The sequence below is a fragment of the Pedococcus ginsenosidimutans genome (assembly GCF_039544395.1).
Taxonomy (GTDB): Bacteria; Actinomycetota; Actinomycetes; order Actinomycetales; family Dermatophilaceae; genus Pedococcus; species Pedococcus ginsenosidimutans.
The window spans coordinates 1-22,697 of the sequence record NZ_BAABLO010000003.1 but is presented as its reverse complement, the minus strand read 5'-3'; the positions used below and the strand labels follow the sequence as shown (position 1 = coordinate 22,697).

The 22,697-nt window shown below is 69.3% G+C and carries 15 protein-coding genes, 1 tRNA gene and 2 pseudogenes; 10 read left to right on the top strand and 8 right to left on the bottom strand.

Translation table 11 applies throughout. The features are described 5' to 3' along the window. The first annotated feature begins 10 nt into the window (after positions 1-10). Positions 11-83: transfer RNA gene (locus ABEA42_RS04495), tRNA-Thr, on the top strand. A gap of 20 nt (positions 84-103) precedes the next feature. On the opposite strand, the gene ABEA42_RS04490 is transcribed toward ABEA42_RS04495, so the two are convergent. The 3 genes from ABEA42_RS04490 to uvrA form a co-directional block, all read right to left on the bottom strand. After that, positions 104-391: a tyrosine-type recombinase/integrase gene (locus ABEA42_RS04490; RefSeq protein WP_345501451.1), complete on the bottom strand. Its 288-nt coding sequence runs from the start codon at positions 389-391 to the stop codon at positions 104-106. A 223-nt stretch (positions 392-614) separates the two neighbouring features. Next, positions 615-914: a putative quinol monooxygenase gene (locus tag ABEA42_RS04485; RefSeq protein ID WP_345501450.1), complete on the bottom strand. Its 300-nt coding sequence runs from the start codon at positions 912-914 to the stop codon at positions 615-617. 128 nt (positions 915-1,042) lie between these two features. After that, on the bottom strand, positions 1,043-3,523 hold the full coding sequence (gene uvrA / locus ABEA42_RS04480) for an excinuclease ABC subunit UvrA (protein WP_345501449.1): 2,481 nt from the start codon (positions 3,521-3,523) through the stop codon (positions 1,043-1,045). 284 nt (positions 3,524-3,807) lie between these two features. Here uvrA and ABEA42_RS04475 point away from each other — a divergent pair, with 284 nt between their 5' ends. From ABEA42_RS04475 to ABEA42_RS04460, 5 genes and pseudogenes are all read left to right on the top strand, one after another. Then, positions 3,808-4,857, top strand: a complete 1,050-nt coding sequence (locus ABEA42_RS04475; protein ID WP_345501539.1) for an AraC family transcriptional regulator — start codon at positions 3,808-3,810, stop codon at positions 4,855-4,857. 315 nt (positions 4,858-5,172) lie between these two features. Further along, entirely contained in the window at positions 5,173-5,877 is a 705-nt protein-coding gene (locus ABEA42_RS04470) for a beta/alpha barrel domain-containing protein (protein ID WP_345501447.1), read from the top strand. 89 nt (positions 5,878-5,966) lie between these two features. Next, positions 5,967-6,257, top strand: a pseudogene (locus ABEA42_RS18500) (MEDS domain-containing protein); the annotation flags it as partial. A 35-nt stretch (positions 6,258-6,292) separates the two neighbouring features. Further along, entirely contained in the window at positions 6,293-7,054 is a 762-nt protein-coding gene (locus ABEA42_RS04465) for an NAD(P)/FAD-dependent oxidoreductase (RefSeq protein ID WP_345501445.1), read from the top strand. A gap of 43 nt (positions 7,055-7,097) precedes the next feature. Beyond that, positions 7,098-7,688: an NADPH-dependent FMN reductase gene (locus ABEA42_RS04460; RefSeq protein WP_345501443.1), complete on the top strand. Its 591-nt coding sequence runs from the start codon at positions 7,098-7,100 to the stop codon at positions 7,686-7,688. Between the two features lie 89 nt (positions 7,689-7,777). Here ABEA42_RS04460 and ABEA42_RS04455 read toward each other — a convergent pair whose 3' ends face one another. Further along, entirely contained in the window at positions 7,778-9,082 is a 1,305-nt protein-coding gene (locus ABEA42_RS04455) for a hypothetical protein (protein ID WP_345501442.1), read from the bottom strand. 583 nt (positions 9,083-9,665) lie between these two features. On the opposite strand from ABEA42_RS04455, the gene ABEA42_RS04450 reads away from it, so the two are divergent. Beyond that, positions 9,666-10,790, top strand: a complete 1,125-nt coding sequence (locus tag ABEA42_RS04450; protein WP_345501440.1) for an acyl-CoA desaturase — start codon at positions 9,666-9,668, stop codon at positions 10,788-10,790. A 381-nt stretch (positions 10,791-11,171) separates the two neighbouring features. Here ABEA42_RS04450 and ABEA42_RS04445 read toward each other — a convergent pair whose 3' ends face one another. Beyond that, positions 11,172-11,459, bottom strand: coding sequence for a hypothetical protein (locus ABEA42_RS04445; RefSeq protein ID WP_345501439.1), 288 nt, complete (start codon positions 11,457-11,459; stop codon positions 11,172-11,174). Between the two features lie 238 nt (positions 11,460-11,697). On the opposite strand from ABEA42_RS04445, the gene ABEA42_RS04440 reads away from it, so the two are divergent. Further along, complete coding sequence (locus ABEA42_RS04440) at positions 11,698-12,582, top strand: diacylglycerol/lipid kinase family protein (RefSeq protein ID WP_345501438.1); 885 nt, start codon at positions 11,698-11,700, stop codon at positions 12,580-12,582. Between the two features lie 333 nt (positions 12,583-12,915). Then, positions 12,916-14,469, top strand: a complete 1,554-nt coding sequence (locus ABEA42_RS04435; RefSeq protein ID WP_345501437.1) for a CYTH and CHAD domain-containing protein — start codon at positions 12,916-12,918, stop codon at positions 14,467-14,469. Here ABEA42_RS04435 and ABEA42_RS04430 read toward each other — a convergent pair. Continuing rightward, the gene (locus tag ABEA42_RS04430; RefSeq protein WP_345501435.1) at positions 14,466-15,578 is read right to left on the bottom strand and encodes a hypothetical protein; all 1,113 of its coding nucleotides are present in this window, start codon (positions 15,576-15,578) and stop codon (positions 14,466-14,468) included. The two genes, ABEA42_RS04435 and ABEA42_RS04430, sit on opposite strands and share 4 nt — an antisense overlap. Before the next feature lie 116 nt (positions 15,579-15,694). Between ABEA42_RS04430 and ABEA42_RS04425 the strand changes: the two genes are divergently transcribed. Further along, entirely contained in the window at positions 15,695-22,177 is a 6,483-nt protein-coding gene (locus ABEA42_RS04425) for a VWD domain-containing protein (protein WP_345501434.1), read from the top strand. A gap of 8 nt (positions 22,178-22,185) precedes the next feature. Here ABEA42_RS04425 and ABEA42_RS04420 read toward each other — a convergent pair whose 3' ends face one another. Further along, the gene (locus ABEA42_RS04420) at positions 22,186-22,332 is read right to left on the bottom strand and encodes a hypothetical protein (protein ID WP_345501433.1); all 147 of its coding nucleotides are present in this window, start codon (positions 22,330-22,332) and stop codon (positions 22,186-22,188) included. Positions 22,333-22,353: 21 nt separating this feature from the next. Beyond that, positions 22,354-22,697 (bottom strand): annotated as a pseudogene (locus tag ABEA42_RS04415) (hypothetical protein); the annotation flags it as partial.

Genomic DNA, 22,697 nt, shown 5'->3' with positions numbered 1-22,697 from the left:
AGGCAGGCGTGCCGGCGTGGCGCAATTGGCAGCGCACCTGTCTTGTAAACAGGGGGTTAGGGGTTCAAGTCCCCTCGTCGGCTCTCTGACCAGCACGAACACCTCAAGAACCCTCGCCGGAGGCGGCAGATCCATCACTGTGCCCCACGCTGTGAGATCCACGGCTGGGGTCGGCCGCCTCCAGGGCCTGCACGACGCGAGGGTCCACGGCGCCCCGCCCGAGGTACACGTCCTGGGTCATCGACACCCGCGAGTGGCCCAGCTGGTCGGCGATCATCCGGGCCGTGATGCCCGACCCGTCGAGCACGTTGGCCGTGGTCTTGCGCCACGTGTGGGTCGTGACCCATTCCATGCCGTTGGCCTCGCGGATCTGGAACAGCCACCGACTCACGGTGCGGGGCTTTCGGAACCCGCCGTCGATGGTGCCGAACACCGGCTCATCCGGTCCACCCCGAGCGCAGCCCGACGACGCAGCACCTGGGTGCTCGCGGTGGCCGACAACGTGGTCACGAACCCGGGTCAGTGACGGAACGGCGGCCAACGCGATTCTCTGCGATCCGCCGTGTCCGGTGACGCATGGGAATCATGCCGGTTGGGTCAGTCGATGCGTGGGCCTATCGCGGGACCTTGTCCGCGAGGATGTCGATCTTCTCGATCTGCGGTTCGGAGAAGAGGACGCCGGTGTTCGGCCCGAGGGCCTGGCCGACACCACCGGCCAGGTGGGCGTCGCGGGCGTCGTCGTCGGGGAAGACGTCATAGACGCCGAAGGACGACGGACCGAACTGGATGGCGAACCAGGCGACGGTGCCCGGCTCTTCCATGACGATCGACCGCGCGTTGGTGAGGAAGTCTGAGAGTTCGGTCTCCTTGCCCGGCAGGGCCTCGAGACGCACGAGCAGAGCTTTGGTCAGCATGGGTCTGAGTCCTTCGCTTGCGCGGTCGAACGGCTGCGGCCGATCCTCGGCAACGTAGCAGGAGCCCGCCGACCTGGATAGGTGGCTGCGCCGACGCCTTCGCGTACAGGAGCCGGATCGCTGCGCGCCTACCCGCTACTCCCCTGGGGCGAGAGGCGGGCGGCCAGGTAGGGCGCGGTGGCGCTGTCCTCGGCCCGGGCGACCTGTTCTGGTGTGCCCGTGGCCACCACTCGGCCGCCCTCGTCCCCGCCTCGTGGGCCGAGGTCGATGACCCAGTCGGCGCTGATGATCGTGTCGAGGTCGTGCTCGACCAGCACCACGGTGTTGCCGGCGTCCACCAACCGGTGCAGCTGGCGCAACAGCAGAGCGATGTCGGCGGGGTGCAGGCCGGCCGTGGGCTCGTCGAGCAGGTAGAGCGCGTGCCCTCGACGTGCGCGCTGGAGCTCGGTGGCCAGCTTGATCCGCTGGGCCTCGCCCCCACTGAGCTCGGTGGCGGGCTGGCCGAGACGCAGGTAGCCCAGCCCGACCTCACGCAGCGTGGTCAGGCTGCGCGCGGCCGCCGGCAGGTCGGCCAGGAAGTCGGAAGCCTCGTCGACCGACAGGGCCAGCACCTCGGCGATGTTCTTGCCGCGGTACTCGATCTCGAGTGTCTCTGCGTTGTAGCGGGCCCCGTGGCAGGTCGGGCACGGTGCGTAGGTGCCGGGCAGGAAGAGCAGCTCGACAGTGACGAAGCCTTCCCCTTGGCAGGTCTCGCACCGTCCCTCGGCCACGTTGAACGAGAAGCGACCGGCGCCGTAGCCGCGCTCACGGGCTTCCGGCGTCCCGGCATACTCCTTGCGCACGGCGTCGAACAGGCCCGTGTAGGTGGCCAGGTTGGAGCGCGGGGTGCGGCCGATCGGGCGCTGGTCCACGCGCACCAGCCGGTCGAAGGACTCCAGCCCGGTGGCGGCGTCGATGTCGATCTCGAGCTCGTCGTCCTCGGCGTCGTCGGGAGCCTGCCCGAGGTGACGGCGCACCAGCTCGGCCAGCACCTGGGTGACCAGGGTCGACTTGCCGGAGCCGGAGACACCCGTCACCGCGGTCATGACGCACAGCGGCACGTCCACCGAGAGGTCCTCGAGGTTGTGCCGGCTGACCCCGCGCAGGTGCAGCCACCCCTGCGGGACGCGCTGGGGGCGGTGTGGTGCCTCCACCCGGCCGAAGAGGTGGGCGCCCGTCACGGAGTCCGCCACCTGCTCGAGGCCGTCGACCGGGCCGGAGTACAGGACGCGGCCACCACCCTCGCCGGCGCCCGGACCGATGTCGACGACCCAGTCGGCCCGCCGCACGATGTCGAGGTCGTGCTCGACGACGAACAGCGAGTTGCCCGAGCCCTTGAGCGTCTCGAGGACGTCGAGCAGCGGCGCCGCGTCGGCAGGGTGCAGCCCGGCGGAGGGTTCGTCGAGGACGTACACCACCCCGAACAACCCCGAGCGCAGCTGCGTGGCGATGCGCAGGCGCTGGGCCTCCCCCGGTGACAGGGTCGTGGAGCTGCGCCCCAGTGAGAGGTAGCCGAGCCCGAGGTCGAGCAGGACCCGGACCCGCGCGACGAGGTCGGCGCACAGCCGCACCGCCACCTCGGTCGCCTCACCCGAGTCGGCCGACGACGTTGCCGCGGCTGCCTCCCGCAGCTCGGCCACCGGCCGCAGCAGGGCGACCAGCTCGGTGAACGACAGCGCGTTCATCTCGGCGATGTTGAGGCCGCGGAACGTCACTTTCAGCGCCTCGGGACGCAGCCCGGTTCCCTCGCAGTCCGGGCACGGGACGCTCCGCATGAAGCGCATCGCCTTGTCGCGCATCATCTGGCTCTTGGAGGTGGCCAGGACGTGGTGGATGTGGGCGCGGGCACTCCAGAACAGGCCGTGGTAGCCATGGTCGACGCGGTCACGCTCAGGCTTGATGAACACCTTCGGCTGCTCGTCGGTGAACAGCAGCCACTGCCGGTCCTTCTTCGTGAGGGACCGCCAGGGCTTGTCGACGTCGATGCCGAGACCGGTGACGATGCTGCGCAGGTTGGCGCCCTGCCACGCACCGGGCCACGCTGCAATGGCGCCCTCGCGGATGCTCAGCGAGGGGTCCGGCACCATCAGCTCCTCGCTGACGTCGTGCTCCACACCGAGGCCGTGGCACCGGGGGCAGGCGCCGGCCACGGTGTTGGGCGAGAACGCCTCCGCCGCCAGGTGGGGCGCGCCGGCGGGGTAGGTGCCGGCGCGTGAGAAGAGCATGCGAAGGAGGTTCGACAAGGTCGTCAGCGTGCCCACGCTGGAACGTGAGCTGGGGGCGCCGCGGCGCTGCTGCAACGCCACCGCAGGCGGCAGACCGGTGATCTCCTGCACGTGGGGGACGCCCATCTGCTGCACCAGTCGGCGGGCGTAGGGAGCCACTGACTCGAAGTAGCGACGCTGCGCCTCGGCGTAGAGCGTGCCGAAGGCCAGTGATGACTTGCCCGACCCCGAGACCCCGGTGAAGGCCACCATCGCATCACGTGGCAGGTCGACGTCGACGTTCTTCAGGTTGTGCTCGCTGGCTCCACGAACGTGGACGAAGGGTTCGTTCGGGTCGTGGGGCACACCCTCTGTCTAGCTGCTCCGCAGCCACGGCGCACCACCGGACCCAGCGGGCCACGATTTCGGTCACGACGAGAGCCGCTGTATCGTGTGTGCACAAACAATTAGGGCACGAATCAATGTGACACCACGCTGGTCTCTTCGGGTTCGGGCCCACCCAGGGGAAGAGTGATAGTGGTGCACGACATGTTCGGGCCGCGACTACGCCTCACCACCTCGCGGTGGACCAGGCCCGCCGGTAGCCTCGCCGTCGCCAGTGTGTCCCGGCAGGCACGGGGGTGGTGCGGATGAGCACGGAGAAGCCGTACGGCATCGACGGTCCACCCGGTCAGGCCGCCGGCGCCTCGAAGGGGGAGGGCGGTACGCCGGGGGCGCCGTCGGTGACGGTTCTGCGGGCGACGGCGCCGGATGAGGCCGAGGCAGCCGTCGCCGGCGCGTACCTGCCGCACAGCATCGAGACACTGGAGCCAGGTCGGCTGTCCATGCTCCTGACCGCTGCCCGTCTCGGGACGACAACGGCTGGGCGGCTCGGCTACGGACGCCGGATCCGGCTGGTCACCGAGGAGGCTCGGCACATCCATGTCAACACGCCCCTGGCGGGGACCGCCGTGTCTCGCGTGGGCCGCTCTGCACCACACGCCACCACGATCGGCTCGGCCGCGGCCTTCCCAGAGGGTGCCCCCGCCACCATGGAGTGGAGCTCGGACGCTGTCCAGCTGTGCGTCATGGTCCCGAGCTCGACACTGGAGACGGAGCTCGAGGGGCTCCTGGGACATGCCGTCAAGACGCCCCTTCGGCTGCCCTTTCACATGAGTCTCACCACGCCCGAGGGGCGGGTGTGGCACAGCATGGCGAACTTGATCGGTCGAGAGTTGGACAGCCCGGCACGTCTGCTGGAACGTCCGCGCGCCGGCCGCCAGCTGGAGAGGGGGTTGCTCGACGCGCTCATCCTGGGTCACCCCCACGGCTACCTCGATGAGATCCAACGGCATGCCCGGCCCGCCGCCCCTGCCGCCGTCGCACGAGCCGTCGACCTGTTGCACGAGCGCCCCGCAGAGCCGTGGTCGAGCACCGTCCTGGCTCGAGCTATTCACCTCAGTGTGCGCTCACTGCAGGGTGGCTTCCACACGCATGTGGGGCAGCCGCCGATGGCCTACCTGCGCGACCTGCGGCTGAGAGGGATCCACGGGGACCTGGTGGCGGCGACGCCGGGGAGCACCACGGTGGAGTCCGTGGCCTACGACTGGGGGATGCTGCACCTGGGCCGCTTTGCTGCGGCCTACCGCCGTGAGTTCGGAGAGCTCCCCTCCCGGACCCTGCAGAGACCGCCCGGGTAGCGCCTGGAGACAAAGCCGCGCGAGGTGCGCTCTCAGCGCCCTGCGCGATGTGGCCATCGGTGTGCGCGAAACGGCTAGGAGGAAGGGTCTCGGCTCTCCCATAGTGGCAACGCAGCGGGTGGTCCCGGGCCGTCCCCCATGTCCGGGACCACCCGCCTCCATCGGGACCTTGCCGTGGGCCCCGGGTCCGGTGGGACCGGCATAGGGATCGAGCCTTCGTATGAAGGGGACGACGTGGGTGCAGTCTTTGACAACGCGGGGCACGATCCGGCGACGCCGGTCACCAGGGCTCGGCGGACCCTGACCCTCGGTGAGGTGGCAGCCAGGCTCGAGCACCGCCTTTACCTCTCCGAGTCGACACCACACACGCTGCGCGACGGATGTGCTCTCGCTGTCCGCCGCGGGCTGTCCAGCGTGGTTGCCCTGCCCGGGGACGTGCCCGCAGTGGGACTGCACCTCGCTGGTACCTCGGTCGGCCTGGTCACCATTCCCGGGTGGAGCAAGGGCGGTGACGTCGAGCCGCTCACCCCCAGGGAGTTGATCGCAGAGTCTCGACGGCTGGCAGCAGAAGGCGCGAACGAAGTCGGGGTGCTTGCCACCGTCGGCCGGCTGAGGGCGGACGGCTGGCGTCGTCTCGCCGACGACACCAGCGTGCTCGTCGAGGCAATGCGGGCGTGTGGAGTGCGAGTGCGGGTGGTGCTTGACACCGACGGGCTGACTGCGGCCGAGACCGTGGCAGTGTGTGAACGGTTGGGCGCCACGGGTGCCTGGCTCCTGCAGGGAGGTTCCTGGGCAGGCAGGCGGACGGGCCTGTCCTGCATCCAGCTCATGAGGGCTGTCTTGCCAGCCGGAACCAGGCTGAAGTGGACGTTCCCGGTGAGGTCACTCGACTCGATGATGATCTGCGTCGCCGAGGGGGTGGACCTCTTCAACGGCGACCCGGCGTCGCTGTTGACCGAGGCCGAACGACGCATCACCGCGTCACCCCTGGTGGTTCCGCTGCGGGGAGTCGACTACTGAGCGGACGCGGGGCGGCCGAGGTAAAGGCGCAGGGTGCCGATGGCGCGTAGTGTTACGTGCACCTCGGAAACCGGTGAACGGTGGCCATCATGAACGGTCTGAGCCTTGGGATCCCGGGGGTCGGTGTCGTCAAGCCAGGAACGCACTTCTGTGCGCTCTACTCGGGCCCGGCCCAGCGCGACCGATTGCTGTACCCCTTCATCGAGGAGGGGTTGCGTCAGGGCGACAAGTGCATGTGCCTGATCGACGACGTCGAGCCTGCGCTGGTCCGGGACCGGGCCGTCGGCCAGCCCGGGCCCGACTACTCGCGACGATCGGCGCAGCTCGACGTCGAACGGTCGTCGGACGCCTACCTCCGCTCGGGTGAGTTCAGCGTCGAGGACATGGTGAGCTTGAGCTGGCTGACCGCGCCGTGGTGCAGGCCCGCAAGTTCGGCGCCGCCTTCAGCATCCCCGGCGAGGCAACCTCGCTCACGGAGGCCGACGGGTACCACGTGGTGGGGCTGGCCGACGGGGGCAGCCTGGTCGCCCACGCCGTGCTCGTCGCGACGGGTGTGCGCTACCGACGTCTCGACGTCCCGGGGTTGGACCGTCTCGAGCGCAGCAGCGTCTACTACGCCGCCACGGAGTTCGAAGCCCGGCTGTGCCGACAGGACCCCGTCACCGTTGTGGGAGGCGGCAACTCGGCGGGTCAGGCGGCCTGCTTCCTGGCCCGTCGGTCGCCCGTGGTCAACCTGGTCATCCGTCACGACGACCTGGGAAGGGACATGTCCCGTTACCTGGCCGACCGCGTCGAGCAGTCGCCACGCATCACGGTCTGGCGCGACAGCGAGGTGCGCGAGCTCATCGGGGAGGAAGGGTTCGAGGAGGTGCTGCTGCACCAGCTCCAGTCGGATGACGAGCAGCGCGTGGCGACGCGAGCGCTGTTCATGCTGATCGGTGCGGCCCCCCACACCGCATGGCTCCAGGGGGAGCTTCCCCTGGACCCGAAGGGCTTCATACTCACCGGGCCGGCGGCCGATGGCTCGGACGGCATGTTCGGGACCCGCCGCCGGGGCGTGTTCGCCGTGGGCGACGTACGCAGTGGCTCGGTCAAGCGCGTCGCCTCTGCGGTCGGTGAGGGTTCGGTCGCGATCCGCCAGGTCCACGAGTTCCTGGAGGCCGAAGGACGTCGGTGACCCACCGCAACACCCCGAGAAATCACGAAACGAGGAGGAACACGTGACCACGTACACGGTCGGCTATTTCGTCGGAAGCCTGTCATCGACGTCGATCAACCGCATCCTGTCCAAGGCCCTCATCCGGGTGGCTCCGGACGACCTGGAGTTCAGCGAGATCCCCATCGGCAACCTGCCGCTGTACAGCCCGGACTTCGACCAGGACTACCCGCCCGAGGCCCGAGCGCTCAAGGAGTCGATCGCGGCCGTCGACGCGATCCTCTTCGTCACCCCCGAGTACAACCGTTCCATCCCCGGGGCGTTGAAGAACGCGATCGACTGGGCGTCGCGACCATGGGGACAGAATTCTTTCGACCACATCCCAGCCGCCGTGATCGGGGCCTCGATCGGCCAGATCGGTACGGCCATGGGTCAACAGAGCCTGCGTGGTGTGCTCAGCTTCTGCAACGCCCGCCAGATGACCTCACCCGAGGCCTACATCCAGTACTCCCCAGACGTATTCCACGACGACGGCGAGGTCACCGACGAGTCCACCGAGGAGTTCCTGCGCGCGTACATGGCCGAGTTCCGCACCTGGATCGGCATGGTCCTCACCGTCCTGCCACGCAGACAGGAGCCGACCGCCGAGGCCTGAGCGGAGCCGTGGGGTGACGAGCCCTGGGCTGACGCGCCACGGGAACCAGCCTGGCGCGCACGTGTCGGACGCCGCGGACGGGCGCTCGGTCACTCCTCGCTCGCGTTCTGACGCGACTCCTGCCGGTATGTGTACGCGGCGGCCCGGACCGCCTCGTCGCTCTCCAGACCGGCCCCGAGGGCACCGCCCACTGTCGCGAGGGAGCTGGTGAGCCACGCCAGTTTCACGTAGTCGCCGAGGTGCACCGCATGCCCGGTGCCCGCCTGGAGCAGTGGTGCGGGCACCAGGACCGGTGAGGTCACGAGGGCGAGCAGGAGCAGTGCGGCGTAGAGGAAGAGCACACCCAGGACGACCGTCGCCGCGGTAGCCAGGTTGAAGAGGGCCACCTGCTTGCGACCGACCGGGTGCGACGTGTGTTCCCACAGGCCCGCGCCCGCGATCAGGGCGACCGTGATCCCGACGACGGACGCCACACCGATCCCCGAGAGCCGAACCCAGCCGAGCGCGGCACTCAGCTGCCAGATGTCCGGGGTGACGAGGGCGAACACCCCAGCTGCCAGAGCGGCGGTCAGCGCTCTCGAGAGGCCGATGGCAAGTCTCCACGGCTGGTTGGCCCGAATCATCCCGACCAGGAGTCGCAGGTTGCCCGTGAGCACCCTCGCGGTGAACATGACACTGCCGTCGCCGTCCGGCTGCTGGCTCCTGCCGAGCTCGCCAGCACTGCGTCCGAGCCCGGCGGCACTGCTCGAGAGGGCGTGATCCGCAGTGTCGCCGAGCAGGGTGCGCACCAGCCCGACGACAGTGTCCCGGATCCGTCTACGCAGCCCGATGGCGCCGAGCGCCGGGAGGCACACGACGGCAACGCCGTGCAGCGGACTCGCGTGCGCCACCACCGGTCGACGGTGAGCCTTGAGTGGTAGATCGGTGAGGCAGACGACCAGATCCCACCCTGCCTTCAAGAGCCGGTCCCGTGCCGCGGCGACGAGGGCTGCGTCGTCGGAGGGTGGATGCACGAGGGCGTCGACCACGGTGGACACGCGCCACGTGACGGTGGGCACGTGAGAGGTCAGCTCGGCGTGCAGGTCGTCGGCGAGGATCGACGCATGCTCGGCGGCCGCCCCCGGCGCCGAGATGATTCCGATCGCCACCTCGTCCCTGCTCATCGGAAAGCGGCCGGACTGCGCCGTCGGTCTCGACCTTCGTGCATCATGGGTGCGAGTGTCGGGCCACCGCGATGCGTGGAGCAAGGTGCCGGTCTCTTCTGAGACGCCTCGGTATTTCACAGACACGTCGCCCAGAGGTGCGTGGTTGGGTGGCTCGGCGATCAGGCCGCGGCATGAAGCAGCGCCCGGGTTCAATCCCAGGGCGCTGCTCTCAGTTCGGTCAGTGGTCACGCCCACTGCGCTGATGACGGCAGGGGCCGGCGCGTGCCTGGCTGCCGCAAGCCCCAGCCCTCACCACCCGTATGGCATCCCTTCTCAGACCAGTCCAAGGGGCTCCCGCACCGGCATCGCAGCCGGGCAATTCCCAGCCACCCAAGCCCGAGGTCACTGCGCAGGCCCGCGTGGTGGCCCGAGCCGCCGACCCATCCTTTTGCCCCACGCTTTGAGCCCGAGACGCACCGAGGTGTCTGCGCTCTACCGCGACCACCCGGCCGAGATCCGTGCTCAGAACCGCCGCGCACAGCAAGATCCGAAGCCGCCAGAACCCCCGGGCAGGCAAACAGGGGGTTAGGGGTTCAAGTCCCCTCGTCGGCTCTCTCCAGCACGTCACTCCCAGTCTGGCACTGCGGTCTCCTCGAGCAGGCTCCCTGTCGTCGTGGGGGCGCCTGGTCGCGCCTCCCACGTCCGGGCGGCACTGCGCACCGGCGGACCATGCTCGCCCGGTTGCGTGAGTGGGGCAGTGGTGTTTGAGTCAGGGGACCAAAGTGAGTTGCCCTGGACCCCGGCGGCGTCAAGACGGCGAGACGGGGCATCCATGGACCATCGGCAGCCCGCGGTGGCAACGGGCAGCGACGTCGGCGCCCGCGCGGCAGGAGTGACACGGGCCCCGCCTGTGGCGCGGCGAGTCAGGCCACCCAGTGACTACGCGCAGCTGGCTGTCGAGATCCGGGCAGCCGGCCTCATGGAGCGCCGGCGGGGCTTCTACCTGCTGCTGGGCGTCGCCCTGACCCTGGGCCTCGGGGTGGTGATGTCCTTGGCCGTCGCCCTCGGAGACTCGTGGTGGCAGCTGGCCACCGCCGTGCTTCTGGCGTTCGTGCTGGCGCAGTTCGGGTTCCTGGGCCACGACGCGGCGCACCGCCAGGTCCTGTCCAGCTCCAGCGGCAACGAGTGGCTGGCACGGGTCCTGTCCACGGGGGTGGTGGGGCTGAGCTACGGCTGGTGGACGCACAAGCACAGTCGGCACCATAGCGCCCCGAACCAGGTCGGCCGCGACCCGGACATCGCCCCCGGCGGGTTGGTCTTCACACCAGAGGATGCAGCACGTCGCTCAGGAGCAGGTCGCTGGATGGGCGCTCACCAGGGGGCGCTCTTCTTCCCGCTGCTGCTGCTGGAAGGGCTGAACCTGCACGCCGCGAGCCTGAGGGCCGTCGTGGTCAACAAGGAGCTGGCGTGGCGACGCCTTGAGCTCGCCCTCCTCCTGACACGCCTCGGCGGCTACGTCGCGCTGGTGGTGCTTGCCCTGGACCCGCTCAAGGCCGCGGCATTCCTGACCGTGCAGCTCGGAGTGTTCGGGGTGCTCCTCGGTGGGGCGTTCGCCCCCAACCACAAGGGGATGCCGATCGTGCCCCGCGGCTCGCGAGTCGACTTCCTGCGACGCCAGGTGCTGATGTCCCGCAACATCCGCGGTGGGGCGTTCCTCACCGCGGCCATGGGCGGGCTGAACTACCAGATCGAACACCACCTGTTCCCGAGCATGCCCAGGGCCAACCTTCGCCACGCCCGGCCCCTGGTGCGGGCCTACTGCACCAGCATGGACGTGCCGTATGCGGAGACCGGCCTGGTAGCTTCGTACGCCATCGTCGTCCGATACCTCAACCAGGTGGGGCTGGGGCAACGAGATCCGTTCACCTGTCCCATGGTTGAGCAGTACCGCAGCTGAGCGGTCGTGACGTCTGGACGACCTGGGCCCGAAGTCCTGCCTCAGCCGGTGTGCCGGGACGGCGTCCTGTCGCGCTGGGGTCGCCGAACCTCGATGGGAGGATCAGCGATCGCGCCGACGCCGCATGACTGCTGCGGCCAGCGGCACGAGTAGCGCCACGACGCTCGCGAGGCATCCGAGGGGGAGCGGGAGACAGCATCCCGCGCAGGAGACCCTCGTGCCGTTCGCCGTCGTGGCCGAGTAGTTGGGGATGGGCCCCAGCCGGAACCGGTTGCTGCGGGCTGCGCCCATGGTGAGTTCCTCAGTCCTGCAGAAGATGAGCTGACGCCGGCCCCCACGAGGTCGTTGCGGGGCCGGCGGCAGTTCAGGTCAAGGCATTGGTCAGGCGTCGTGGTCGCTGTCGTTGCCGCGCGTCCCCGACTTGGCCAAGCCTCGGGCGACCATGTAGCCGATCGTGAGGAAGGTGATGTATCGAAGGGCCTGCTCGGCGCTGAACGGGTCAGCGCCACCGTCTCCACCGTCTCCGACGAAGAGAGCCGTCAGTGCGACCGCGAGCACAGCGGCGACGTACGCGATCAGCTCGGTCGTCTTGGCCGCAGGACGGGTCTCGGTCACCCAACGGCGCGAGCCGCGAGCGGTGTGGACATCAGTGGTGGTCTGGGTAGCCATGTGGACTCCTGTTTCCTCCGACGAGTTTGGAGGTGTGGATCGGATTCCGCGCAATGGCCCTCTGTTGGACACTCAACCCCTCCGAGTGAGGGGGCGGCGGCCGGCCTCGACGAGGCGGCCGCTTCATGCGGTCCCTGAAGACTGTCTGAGCAGGCCTCCCCTGTCAATTCAGCGGGCGTTGAAAATGGGACGAACGCGCTGGTCAACGGCTTGTTGCGAACGCGCTTACCCTCAGGGCGTGCCCTCATTCGACCGCGTGGTCCTGATCTTCAACCCCAACAGCACTGGCGAGGCCCAGCAGCGAGCCGCCGACCTGCGACGAGACCTGGCGCAACGGTCGCCGGACCTCGTCGTCGAGATGCTCCCCACTGAGCACGCCGGCCACGCCACCGAGCTGGCGCGCACTGTCGCCCGGAGCGGTGTGCCGCTCGTCGTCTCGGTGAGTGGGGACGGTGGCTACAACGAGGTCGTCAACGGTGTGATGCAGGCAGGGAACGAGCAGGCCGTGGCTGCGGTCCTGGCTGCGGGCAACGCGAACGACCACCGGCGCGCGACGCAGGAACAGCCCATGGCTGAAGCGATCATCCGTGGGGACGTCAGCCGGATAGACCTCCTCCGATTCACCTCGGACGGTCCCGACGGCCGAGTCGTGCGCCATGCCCACTCGTACATCGGGCTCGGCCTGACCCCAGTGGTGGCAGTCGATCTCGAGAAGGGTGGCAAGGGCTCGTTGCGCGAGATGGTCACCGTCGTGCGGTCTTTCGCCAAGTTCCGCCCCTTCGAGATCGAGACCGACGACGCCGGTCGCGAGAGCTTCGACAGCCTGGTTTTCGCCAACATCGCGCAGATGGCCAAGGTGGCCACACTGGCCGAGGACCAGGGCAGGCCCGACGACGGCATGTTCGAGGTGATCACCCTTCGGCACACCGCCAAGTGGCGCATCCTCGCGACTGCGATCAAGGCCAGCACGACCGGGCTGGGCAAGCAGCCGAGCGTCCGGACGTACGCGTTCACCACCGTGACCCCGCTCCCCCTGCAGGTGGACGGCGAGGTCGTCGAGCTGCCCACGGGCACCGCGGTACGGGTGGACATCGTCCCCGACGCGCTGCGCACCCTCCTCTGAGGTCCTCCCGTCGAGCGGTTGCTGCTGATCGCGCACAGATCGACGCTCTGCGGGCCCGCGTGGAGGAAGGTCAGTCGACCGGGCCATGATCGCGGAGCTCCGGTTCCGAGGGACTGCTGGACACGAGGCTCGCAACCGAGCTCAAGACGGCACTGCACTCCTCGCGCAGGAGGTCGTGCGCACCGGCGACGTGCGCGAGCTGGCCCGCGCATGGCACCGGTCCCGGCTCGCCAATGGGCCTGCGGAGGCTCGGCCACGCTCGCGGCGGCTGCCTTTGGTTCCGCGGTATCCGGAACGCAGGGCAACGGTCGAGGATCTGCGCGACGATGAGCCATGAGCTCGAGCATCGCCCGGCACGACGAGGTGGAGCGCAAGTACGACGTCGCCGACGACCTGCGGCTGCCTGCGCTCACGACCGTCGACGGGGTGGCGTCCCTGGGCCAGCAGGAGGTGCACGACCTCGAGGCGGTCTACTTCGACACGGCCGGCATGGACCTGCACCGGCACGGCATCAGCGTCCGCCGGCGCACGGGCGGCGTCGACGACGGGTGGCACCTGAAGCTCCCGCGTGAGGACGACCGGCGTACGGAGCTGCAGGTCCCACTCGGGCGCGCGGTGCGGACGGTGCCGTCGCGGTTGCTGGAACCCGTCCGGGCGATCGTCCGCGACCGTCCGCTGCGACCGGTCGCCAGAGTGAGGACGCACCGGCTCCAGCAGGCGGTCCTCGACGACGCGGGACGGGCGTTCGCGACGCTGTGCGACGACCGAGTCGTGGCCCAGAGCCTGCTCGCGCCCGACCGGGAGCTGTCCTGGCGAGAGGTGGAGCTGGAGCTCGAGGAGGGCCGGGCCGCCGACCTGCTCGAGCGCCTGGAGGTCCCGCTCCTCGAGTGTGGCGCGGTGGTGTCGGCGTCGTCGTCGAAGGTGCGACGGGTGCTCGGGGACGTGGCGCACCGCCGCGACGACACCGGCAGCTCGACGGGTCGCGGCCGACGGCGGGGTCGCAGGACGACGGCCGGCACGGTGCTGCTCCAGCACGTCCAGGTCCAGGTCGCGGCCATCGTCCGCCAGGACCGGGGAGTGCGCGAGGGTGACCGCAGGGCCGTCCACCAGCTGAGGATCGCGGCCCGCCGGCTCCGCTCCGCCCTGGACGCGTTCGCACCACTGAGGGTGGCCGGCGCGAACGACCTGGTCATCGGGGAGCTCCGGTGGGTGGGCCAGGTGCTCGCGCCGGCGAGGGACGCCGAGGTCCTGCGGCAGCGGCTGGCTGCAATGGTCGGGGACCAGCCGGCTGAGCTGGTCCTCGGTCCTGTCGCCTCGCGCATCGACAGGGACCTGTCGAAGGCCCAAAGAGCAGGCGCCGAGGCCGCCGACGAGGCCATGCGCAGCGAGCGCTACTACCGGCTGCTAGACCTCCTCGACGACCTGGTGGAGGCGCCGCAGTGGTCGGACCTGGCCGGGGAGAGGGCCGACGAGGTGCTGCCGCCGCTGCTGGAGAAGAGTGCCCGAGCAGTGCGGAAAGCGACGAGGCGCGCCCGTGCCGCGGACGGCGCCGACCGCGATCCAGCCCTGCACGCCGTGCGCAAGAAGGCCAAGCGCCTGCGGTACGCAGCCGAGAGTGCGCAGCACGTCCTCGGCCCCGGGGCGAGGAAGGTGGCTCGCCGGGCCAAGAAGGTCCAGTCTGCGCTCGGCGAGCACCAGGACTCCGTGGTGGCGCGGGCTGCCTTGCGGCAGTGGGGGATCGACGCACACCGCGAGGGCGACAACGCCTTCACCTTCGGCCTGCTGCACGCACTCGAGCAGGAGCGGGGACGCTCGGCCGAGGAGGCCTTCGGCGCAGCCGTCGCCGGCCTCGGCGCCAAGGACGTCAAGCGAAACCTCAGCCGCTAGAGCGCCTCGGGCTGGATGACCAGCTCGCCGAAGTCCGCCCGTGCGGCTGCGACCATCGCAGGCTCGGGGAAGCGTCCCTGTCCCCAAGCCACCGGATCCGGGGCGTCATACCAAGCCCTCAGGTCCTTGGCGCTGACGAGCCATCGGTCGTCACTCACCCGCTCCACACTCCACGCCGCGAGGTCGCTGGCCCGGTCGAGCTGGTCGGAGCTGAGGAGCTGGATGCCGGCGACGTCCAGGACATGGCTGGCCCAGAGGTCTCGGCGAAGGATCCACTGGGGACCATGCAGGAGGCTGCTCCACGACGGGAAGAGAGGGTTGGCGAGCCACACAGCCGCGGCGTCCAACGACGAGGCGAGCTCGGTGATCGGCTTCAGCAGCGACTCCGCGGTCCGCGGAGCCTGTCGGCCCGACGCGACCTCGGTGCAGGTGACCTGGCCCCAGTGTGCGAAATGCACGGCCCGGTAGTGCTCCTGCCCCTGGCCCGGCCCCTGTCCGAGCGCGTGCGCCACCAGCCATTGGTCGGCGTACCCGGTACTGGCGTGGAGGACTGCCGGGCCGCCCACTGCATCCATGGGCAGGAGGGGGCCGGCGCCGCGCAACTCCATCTCGCCGTCGACACCGGCCAGCCAGTCCAGGGCGGAGGAGAATGCACGGTCCGTGACGGCGGGGTCCACACCCCAGCGGAACTCGGGCACCCCGTGCGCGTTCACCGGTAGGTCAGCCAGTGGCGATGCCATCGTGAAGGCACCGAACACCGTTGGTGTGACTGGTTTCTGGGGCAGGAAGGTGTCGATGTCGAGAAGCGGGGAAGCGGACAGGGTCGCGGTGACGCCGGCGTCCTCCAGCGCGCCGGCGACGGCGTCGACGACCACCTTCCACTTCGTCTCGCCGGGCACGACCACCCAGAGACCGCCGGCCATCGGGTAGAGGGCGTGCGCGCCGGTCCTGTAGGAGTCGAGAGCTGCCGTGAGGACGTCCTCCACCGAGGACACCTCGGTCCCACGGTGGTCCTCCAGGTGGACCTGGAGCTGGACGCCAGCAGATCCTGTGCGCCGCAGCGCTGCCGCTCGAGCCCTGATCGGCCCCGCCTCCACTGTCACGCTCACGAGGTACATGGTGGTCTCCGGGGACGAGTTTCGGCAAACGCCTACAAACACGCGCACCCGGCTGCTACCTTCCTCCTGCTGAATGGGGATCAGTAGGGGCAAACAGGGGGAGGACGATGATTCGACGCGTGTTGGCCGGGTTGTTCTGCGTGGTGCCGATGTTCGTGGTCGCGGGGCTCGTGGCCGGGTCGCCAGCGGCGGCTCAGACCGTGACGAGCGCGGCCACTGCAGTGGCCACACAGTCGTCCGGTACCTGCCCTCCCAACTCGGTGCAGACGACGACGCAGAGCATCAACGACTGCATCGGCGGCCTCAGCAACACCGGAAGCCGCGGCTATGTCTGGCGCTGCACGAGTGACAACGACAGCCGTGCCCTGGTGCCCAACGCGATGTACGACCCGTACACCGACTGCAAGGCGGCACCGTCGAAGAACGACCGCGTCGAGGCGATCGCCCAGGCGCGCGTCATCTCGCAGCTCAACCAGACCGGTGTCTACGGCGACACGTCGCCCACCGGGATCACCCCCAACCTCCAGTGGGAGACCCGGCTCGTCAACACCTCCAAGAGCTCGTACATGGGGCTCACCCCGGGGAGCTTCCGTCCCGACCTGCTCGTCTACCGGCGCACGGACGACAAGCCCACCGTCTACGTGTCCGAGGTCAAGCTGGACGCCTCGGCAGGCGGCGAGGGCCTCGGCTACGCGGCCGCGCAGGTGCAGGCGTACCTCGCCCAGCTCCGCTTCCAGAACATCCCCGCCGCACCCCTGGCATTCGGGAGCCCTGCCCTGGCCGACGCACTCGGGCCGCGGGCGGGTGTGCCGTTCGTCGACCAGTTCCGCTACAGCCGGACGAAGTGCGGGCCGGGTCAGCCTGACGAGATCTGGGACCAGTACACGACGACCTCGAACGATGCCGGTGTCCTGCTGGTCTCTCGGACCATCGAGACCCGGCCGTGCCAGCAGGACCCCGTCCCGACAGCCACGGCAACCGCCACCGCGACCGCGACCCCCACCCCCACTGACACCCCGACGGGGCCCCCGGACCCCGAGGGCCCTGGTTTCGGCGGGTGCCTGCTCAACGCCGCAGAGCTGGGCCTCACCGCCGCACGCTGGGCCAGCACCAAGGTCGACGCGGAGGTGCGCACGGTCGCGCCACGCCTCGTGCTCGTCGGAGGGGCAGCGACCGAGGTGGCCACCACGACGACCGTGGCGACGGCGGAGACGGCGGCCGGAGCGTCCATCGGCGGCGCGGCCGCTGTGGTGTCTGCCGGAGTGGTGCTCGGTGTGATCGGCTCGTGCGCCCTCAACCCCAACTCCTTCGGCGACCCCCACCTCGTCACCTTGGACGGACGTGCCTACGACCTCCAGGCTGTGGGCGAGTTCCACATGGTGCAGGCCGGGGACCTCGACATCCAGGCCAGGTTCGTCCCCATGGGTTCCTCGATCTCGGTGACGGACGCCATCGCCGTCAAGGTTGGCACGCAGGTCGTGGAGCTCCGCACCAACGGCCAGGTGCTGGTCGACGGCGACGACACCGCGCTGCCTGCCGATGGGGGCCTGGCCATGGCAGACGGCTCGGTCCTGCTGCGGTCGGGTGCTGAGCGGATCCTGGCCCTGGAGAACCCGAGCGCCATCGTCCGCTTCAACCGAGGCACGCTCAGCGTCAAGCTGGACAAGGACGTCCGTTCGAAGGGCCTGCTGGGCAACAACGACGGTGTTGCTGACAAGGACCTGGTCACCGCCCAGGGAGAGGTCCTGGCGGCGGATGCGCCGGCTCGCGTCGTCCACGGGCGCTTCGCGGACTCCTGGCGCATCACCGAGGCGGAGTCGGCATTCACGTACGCGGAGGGCAAGTCCACGGAGTCCTACACGGACAAGACATTCCCGGCCCAGATCACGACCTTGGCCGACTTCTCCGCAGCCGAGCTGAACGTCGCGGACCAGACCTGCCGCAACGAGGGGGTGGGGGAGGGACCCGCACTCGAGGACTGCATCTACGACCTCGTGTCCACCGGTGACGACAAGTACGTGAGGGCCGCTGCCGACGTCGGGTCTGCCACCGACCCGACGCAGATCGCCTTCGACGACAACGGGGAGCTGGTCGAGGACTTCGGCTCGCCCGTGCCCGCGGCACTCGCCTCAGAGACCTACATGGACGACCCCGCTACCTCCCGGGTGGCCGGCCCTCTCTTCGACACCAAGCCGTACTCCGTGGCACTGGCCAACGTGCCCCGGCACGACAGGCTCACCTACGGTCTGGACTTCGTCGCCTATGGCCCGACCGAGACGGACGACAACCCCCAGAGCGTGGGGGTCCGGATCGATGACCGTCCGGCCGTGAACCTCCCACTGGAGGGAGGCAACCCCACGGTGGCCGACCCGGACGTCCGCCTGAGGTTCGAGCGGGCAGGCACGCTGGAGGACGGGACCCAGTTCCGCGTCTACAACGTGCAGGTGACCATCGACCATGCGACGCAGGTGCTCAAGCTGCAGGTGCTGCCCCACAACTTCCACGGCCTCACGAACACGGCGCTCGCCGTGGACAATCTCCACCTCACCCTCGACACCGAGCCTGCGCAGACGTTTGCGGTCACCCTCCCCCTCGACATCTCGAAGGACCAGCCCGTGGCGGGAGCCGGCTTGCTGGAGACCCCTGGTGGCCGTGACGACTACACCTTCACCGTCTCGGAGGCGCAGGCCGCGCTCGGTCTGGTCATCGAGGCGCCGTGTGCCACCTCTGGTTACCTCACACTGCGCAGCCTCGACTCGGGACTCGCCCTGACGCCGATCCGCTACAACTGTGGCAGCGCCCGCTACGTGCTGCCCTCGGCCGGGAGCTACCGGCTCGAGGCCGTGAGTGGCGGCGTCGCAGGTGAGTACAAGGCCAAGGTCTTCGTGCAGCCGACCGACCAGACGTTCGACTACCAGCTCGGACAGAAGGTGGAACCGGGCAAGGTCGGGGGAACGACCGCGGACGGCGCGGGCAACCTGGAGACGACGACGTCCAAGGACGTCTACTCGTTCACGGTCGCGGAAGGGACCTCGACGGTGGTCCTCGACGCCGACGAGTACTCGTGGCCGCTGCGCAACGGGTCGAAGCTGGTCGAGGTCGCCACCGGGAAGAACTGGGGCGCGCTCAACGGACACCACGAGTGGCAGCTGCCCGCGGGTGGCTACCGGATCGAGGTCTCGACTCCCGGGACCGCCGGAACGTACTCGTTCACGAGCTTCGTCAAGCCCGCCGAGCAGTCCTTCGCGTACCAGGTCGGGCAGAAGATCGAACCGGGCAAGGTCGGGGGCGTCACGGCCGATGGTGCCGGCAGCCTCGAGACGAGCGCCTCCAAGGACGTCTACTCGTTCAGCGTTGCCGAGGGCGGTCAGCAGGTCATCTTCGACGCGGACGACTACTCGTGGCCGCTTCGCAACGGGTCGAAGCTCGTCGAGCTCGCCACGGGGAGGAACTGGGGCGCCCTCAACGGTCACCACGAGTGGCAGCTCCCCGCCGGTGACTACCGGATCGAGGTCTCGACCCCTGGTGCCGCAGGCACCTACGTGCTCAGCAGCTTCGTGAAGCCGGACGAACAAGCATTCGCCTACGACGTGGGCCAGAAGGTCGAGCCGGGCAAGGTCGGTGGAGTGGCCGTCGACGGTGCGGGCAACCTCGAGACCACAGCGTCGAAAGACCTGTACTCGTTCACCGTCCCCGAGGGCGGCTGGCTGGTGGTGTTCGACGCCGACGAGTACTCATGGCCGCTGCGCAACGGGTCGAAGCTCGTCGAGCTCGCCACGGGGAAGAACTGGGGCTCGCTGAACGGTCACCACGAGTGGGCGCTGCCCGCGGGTGACTACCGGATCGAGGTCTCGACCCCCGGTTCCGCAGGCACCTACACGTTCACCAGCTTCGTGAAGCCGGATACGCAGTCGTTCGGCTACGAGGTGGGTCAGAAGGTCGAGCCGGGCAAGGTCGGTGGCATCGCGACCGAGGGTGCGGGCAACCTGGAGACGACAGCTTCCAGGGACGAGTACACCTTCTCGGTGGAGGCTGGTACGCCGACGGTGGTCTTCGACGCCGACGACTACTCGTGGCCGCTGCGCAACGGGTCGAAGCTCGTCGAGCTCGCCACGGGGAAGAACTGGGGCGCCCTCAACGGTCACCACGAGTGGGCGTTGCCTTCCGGCGACTACCGGATCGAGGTGTCGACCCCGGGTGCCTCCGGCGCGTACACGTTCACGAGCTTCGTGAAGCCGGACCAGCAGGACTTCGCCTACCAGGTGGGTCAGAAGGTCGAGCCCGGCAAGGTCGGCGGTGTTTCTGCGGACGGGGCGGGCAACCTGGAGACGACGGCCTCGAAGGACGTGTACTCGTTCAGCGTGCCTGCGGGTGGCCAGCAGGTCGTGTTCGACGCGGACGACTACTCGTGGCCGCTGCGCAACGGGTCGAAGCTCGTCGAGGTCGCCACCGGGAAGAACTGGGGCGCACTCAACGGTCACCACGTGTTCGACCTGCCTGCGGGTGAGTACAGCATCGAGGTGTCGACCCCCGGGGCTGCCGGCACCTACACGTTCACCTCGACGGCCAAGGCACTCCCGCAGTCGTTCACCTACACCGTGGGTCAGAAGGTGGAACCGGGCAAGGTCGGCGGCGTTGCGGCTGAGGGGGCGGGCAACCTGGAGACCACCACGTCCAAGGACGTGTACTCGTTCACGGTCGCGGAAGGGACCTCGACGGTGGTCTTCGACGCGGACGACTACTCGTGGCCGCTGCGCTACGGGTCGAAGCTCGTCGAGGTCGCCACCGGCAAGAACTGGGGCTCGCTGAACGGTCACCACGAGTGGGCGCTGCCCGCGGGTGACTACCGGATCGACGTGGAGTGGCCGGGATCGACCGGGACCTACACGTTCACCAGCTTCGTGAAGCCGGACCAGCAGGACTTCGCCTACCAGGTGGGTCAGAAGGTCGAGCCCGGCAAGGTCGGCGGTGTTTCTGCGGACGGGGCGGGCAACCTGGAGACGACAGCCTCGAAGGACGTCTACTCGTTCAGCGTGCCTGCGGGTGGCCAGCAGGTCGTGTTCGACGCGGACGACTACTCGTGGCCGCTGCGCAACGGGTCCAAGCTCGTCGAGCTCGCCACGGGCAAGAACTGGGGGACCCTCAACGGCCACCACGTATTCGATCTCCCCGCGGGGGACTACCGCATCGAGGTCACCACGCCCGGGGGCGCCGGCACCTACACGTTCACCTCGATGGCCAAGGCCCTCCCGCAGTCGTTCACCTACACCGTGGGCCAGTCGGTGGAGCCGGGCAAGGTCGGCGGCGTCGCCGCCGCGGGGGCGGGCAACCTGGAGACCACCACGTCCAAGGACGTGTACACGTTCAGCGTCCCCGAGGGCGGCAGGACCGTGGTCTTCGACTCGGACACCTACTCGTGGCCGCTGCGCTACGGCTCGAACCTGGTCGAGGTCTCGACGGGCAAGGGCTGGGGGGCCATCAATGGCCATCATGAGTGGGCGTTGCCCGCGGGTGACTACCGCATCGACGTGGAGTGGCCGGGATCGACGGGCACCTACACCTTCGGGAGCTTCGTGAAGCCGGAGCCGCAGTCGTTCACCTATGAGGTGGGCCAGAGGGTCGAGCCGGGCAAGGTCAACGGTCTCGCCGCTGACGGCGCGGGCAACCTGGAGACCACTGCGTCCAGGGACGTGTACACGTTCACCGTCCCCGAGGGCGGCAGGACCGTGGTCTTCGACTCCGACACTTACGCGTGGGCGTTGCGCAACGGGTCCAACCTGGTCGAGGTCGCCACCGACAAGAGCTGGGGTGCGATCAACGGGCACCACGAGTGGGCCCTGCCTGCGGGTGACTACCGGATCGACGTCACCACTCCGGGCTCCGGTGGGACGTATGTGTTCACGAGCTTCGTGAAGCCGGACCCGCAGTCGTTCACGTTCCAGATCGGGCAGCAGGTCGAGCCGGGCAAGGTCGGCGGCGTCTCCGCGGCGGGGGCGGGCAACCTGGAGACCACTGCGTCCAAGGACGCGTACACGTTCAGCGTCCCCGAGGGCGGCAGGACCGTGGTCTTCGACTCCGACACCTACAGTGGCCCGCTGCGCAACGGGTCAAACCTGGTCGAGGTCGCTACCGGCAAGAGCTGGGGTGCGATCAACGGGCACCACGAGTGGGCGCTCCCTGCAGGGGACTTCCGCATCGAGGTCTCGACCCCCGGGTCGGCCGGCGCCTACACCTTCACCAGCTTCGTGAAGCCGGACACACAGTCGTTCACCTATCAAGTCGGCCAGAAGGTCGAGCCGGGCAAGGTCGGTGGCGTCGCGGCGGAGGGCGCCGGCAACCTGGAGACGACGGCCTCGGCTGACGTCTACACGTTCACCGTGGCCGAAGGTGGCCAGCTGGTCGTGTTCGATTCCGACACGTACTCGTGGCCGCTGCGCAACGGGTCAAAGCTCGTCGAGGTCGCCACCGGCAAGAGCTGGGGTGCGATCAACGGGCACCACGAGTGGGCGCTCCCTGCAGGGGACTTCCGCATCGAGGTCTCGACCCCCGGGTCGGCCGGCGCCTACACCTTCACCAGTGCTGTGCAGTAGGCAGGGCGTCAGCCGACGAGGTGGGCGAAGGCGACGATGTCGTCGACGTAGTGGTCGGTGGCCTGGTCGAACGCGCCACCACACGTGATGAGCCGAGCCGCCGACCAGGAGCAGCAGGGCGGTGACCGCCGCGGCAATCGTGCCGCGGCGGTCACCGAACCTCGTGCTGGTGCTCATCAGGCGCGGTTGCGCGCCTTGCGGGCGGTGAGGACACCGGTACCGGCCGCCGCGAGGAGCAGGCCACCACCGAGGGCGAGCATGCCCTCGTTGGTGCCGGTGGACGTGCCACCCGCGCCGGTGTCCATGCCACCGGCAGGCGCCGCGGCGAGGACGCCACAGATGGCCGGGTCGGTGGCCTCGGTGGGCAGGCTCGGGTCGAGGTCGCTCTTGGTCGCGCCGTCGTACTTGCCGTCGTTGTTGTGGTCCACGCCGTGGACGACCACGACGGACTTGCCGTCGACGATGGCCTGGGCGACCTCGGGGGCCACGGTGATCGAGCCGCGCTCGTACTGGATCTTGC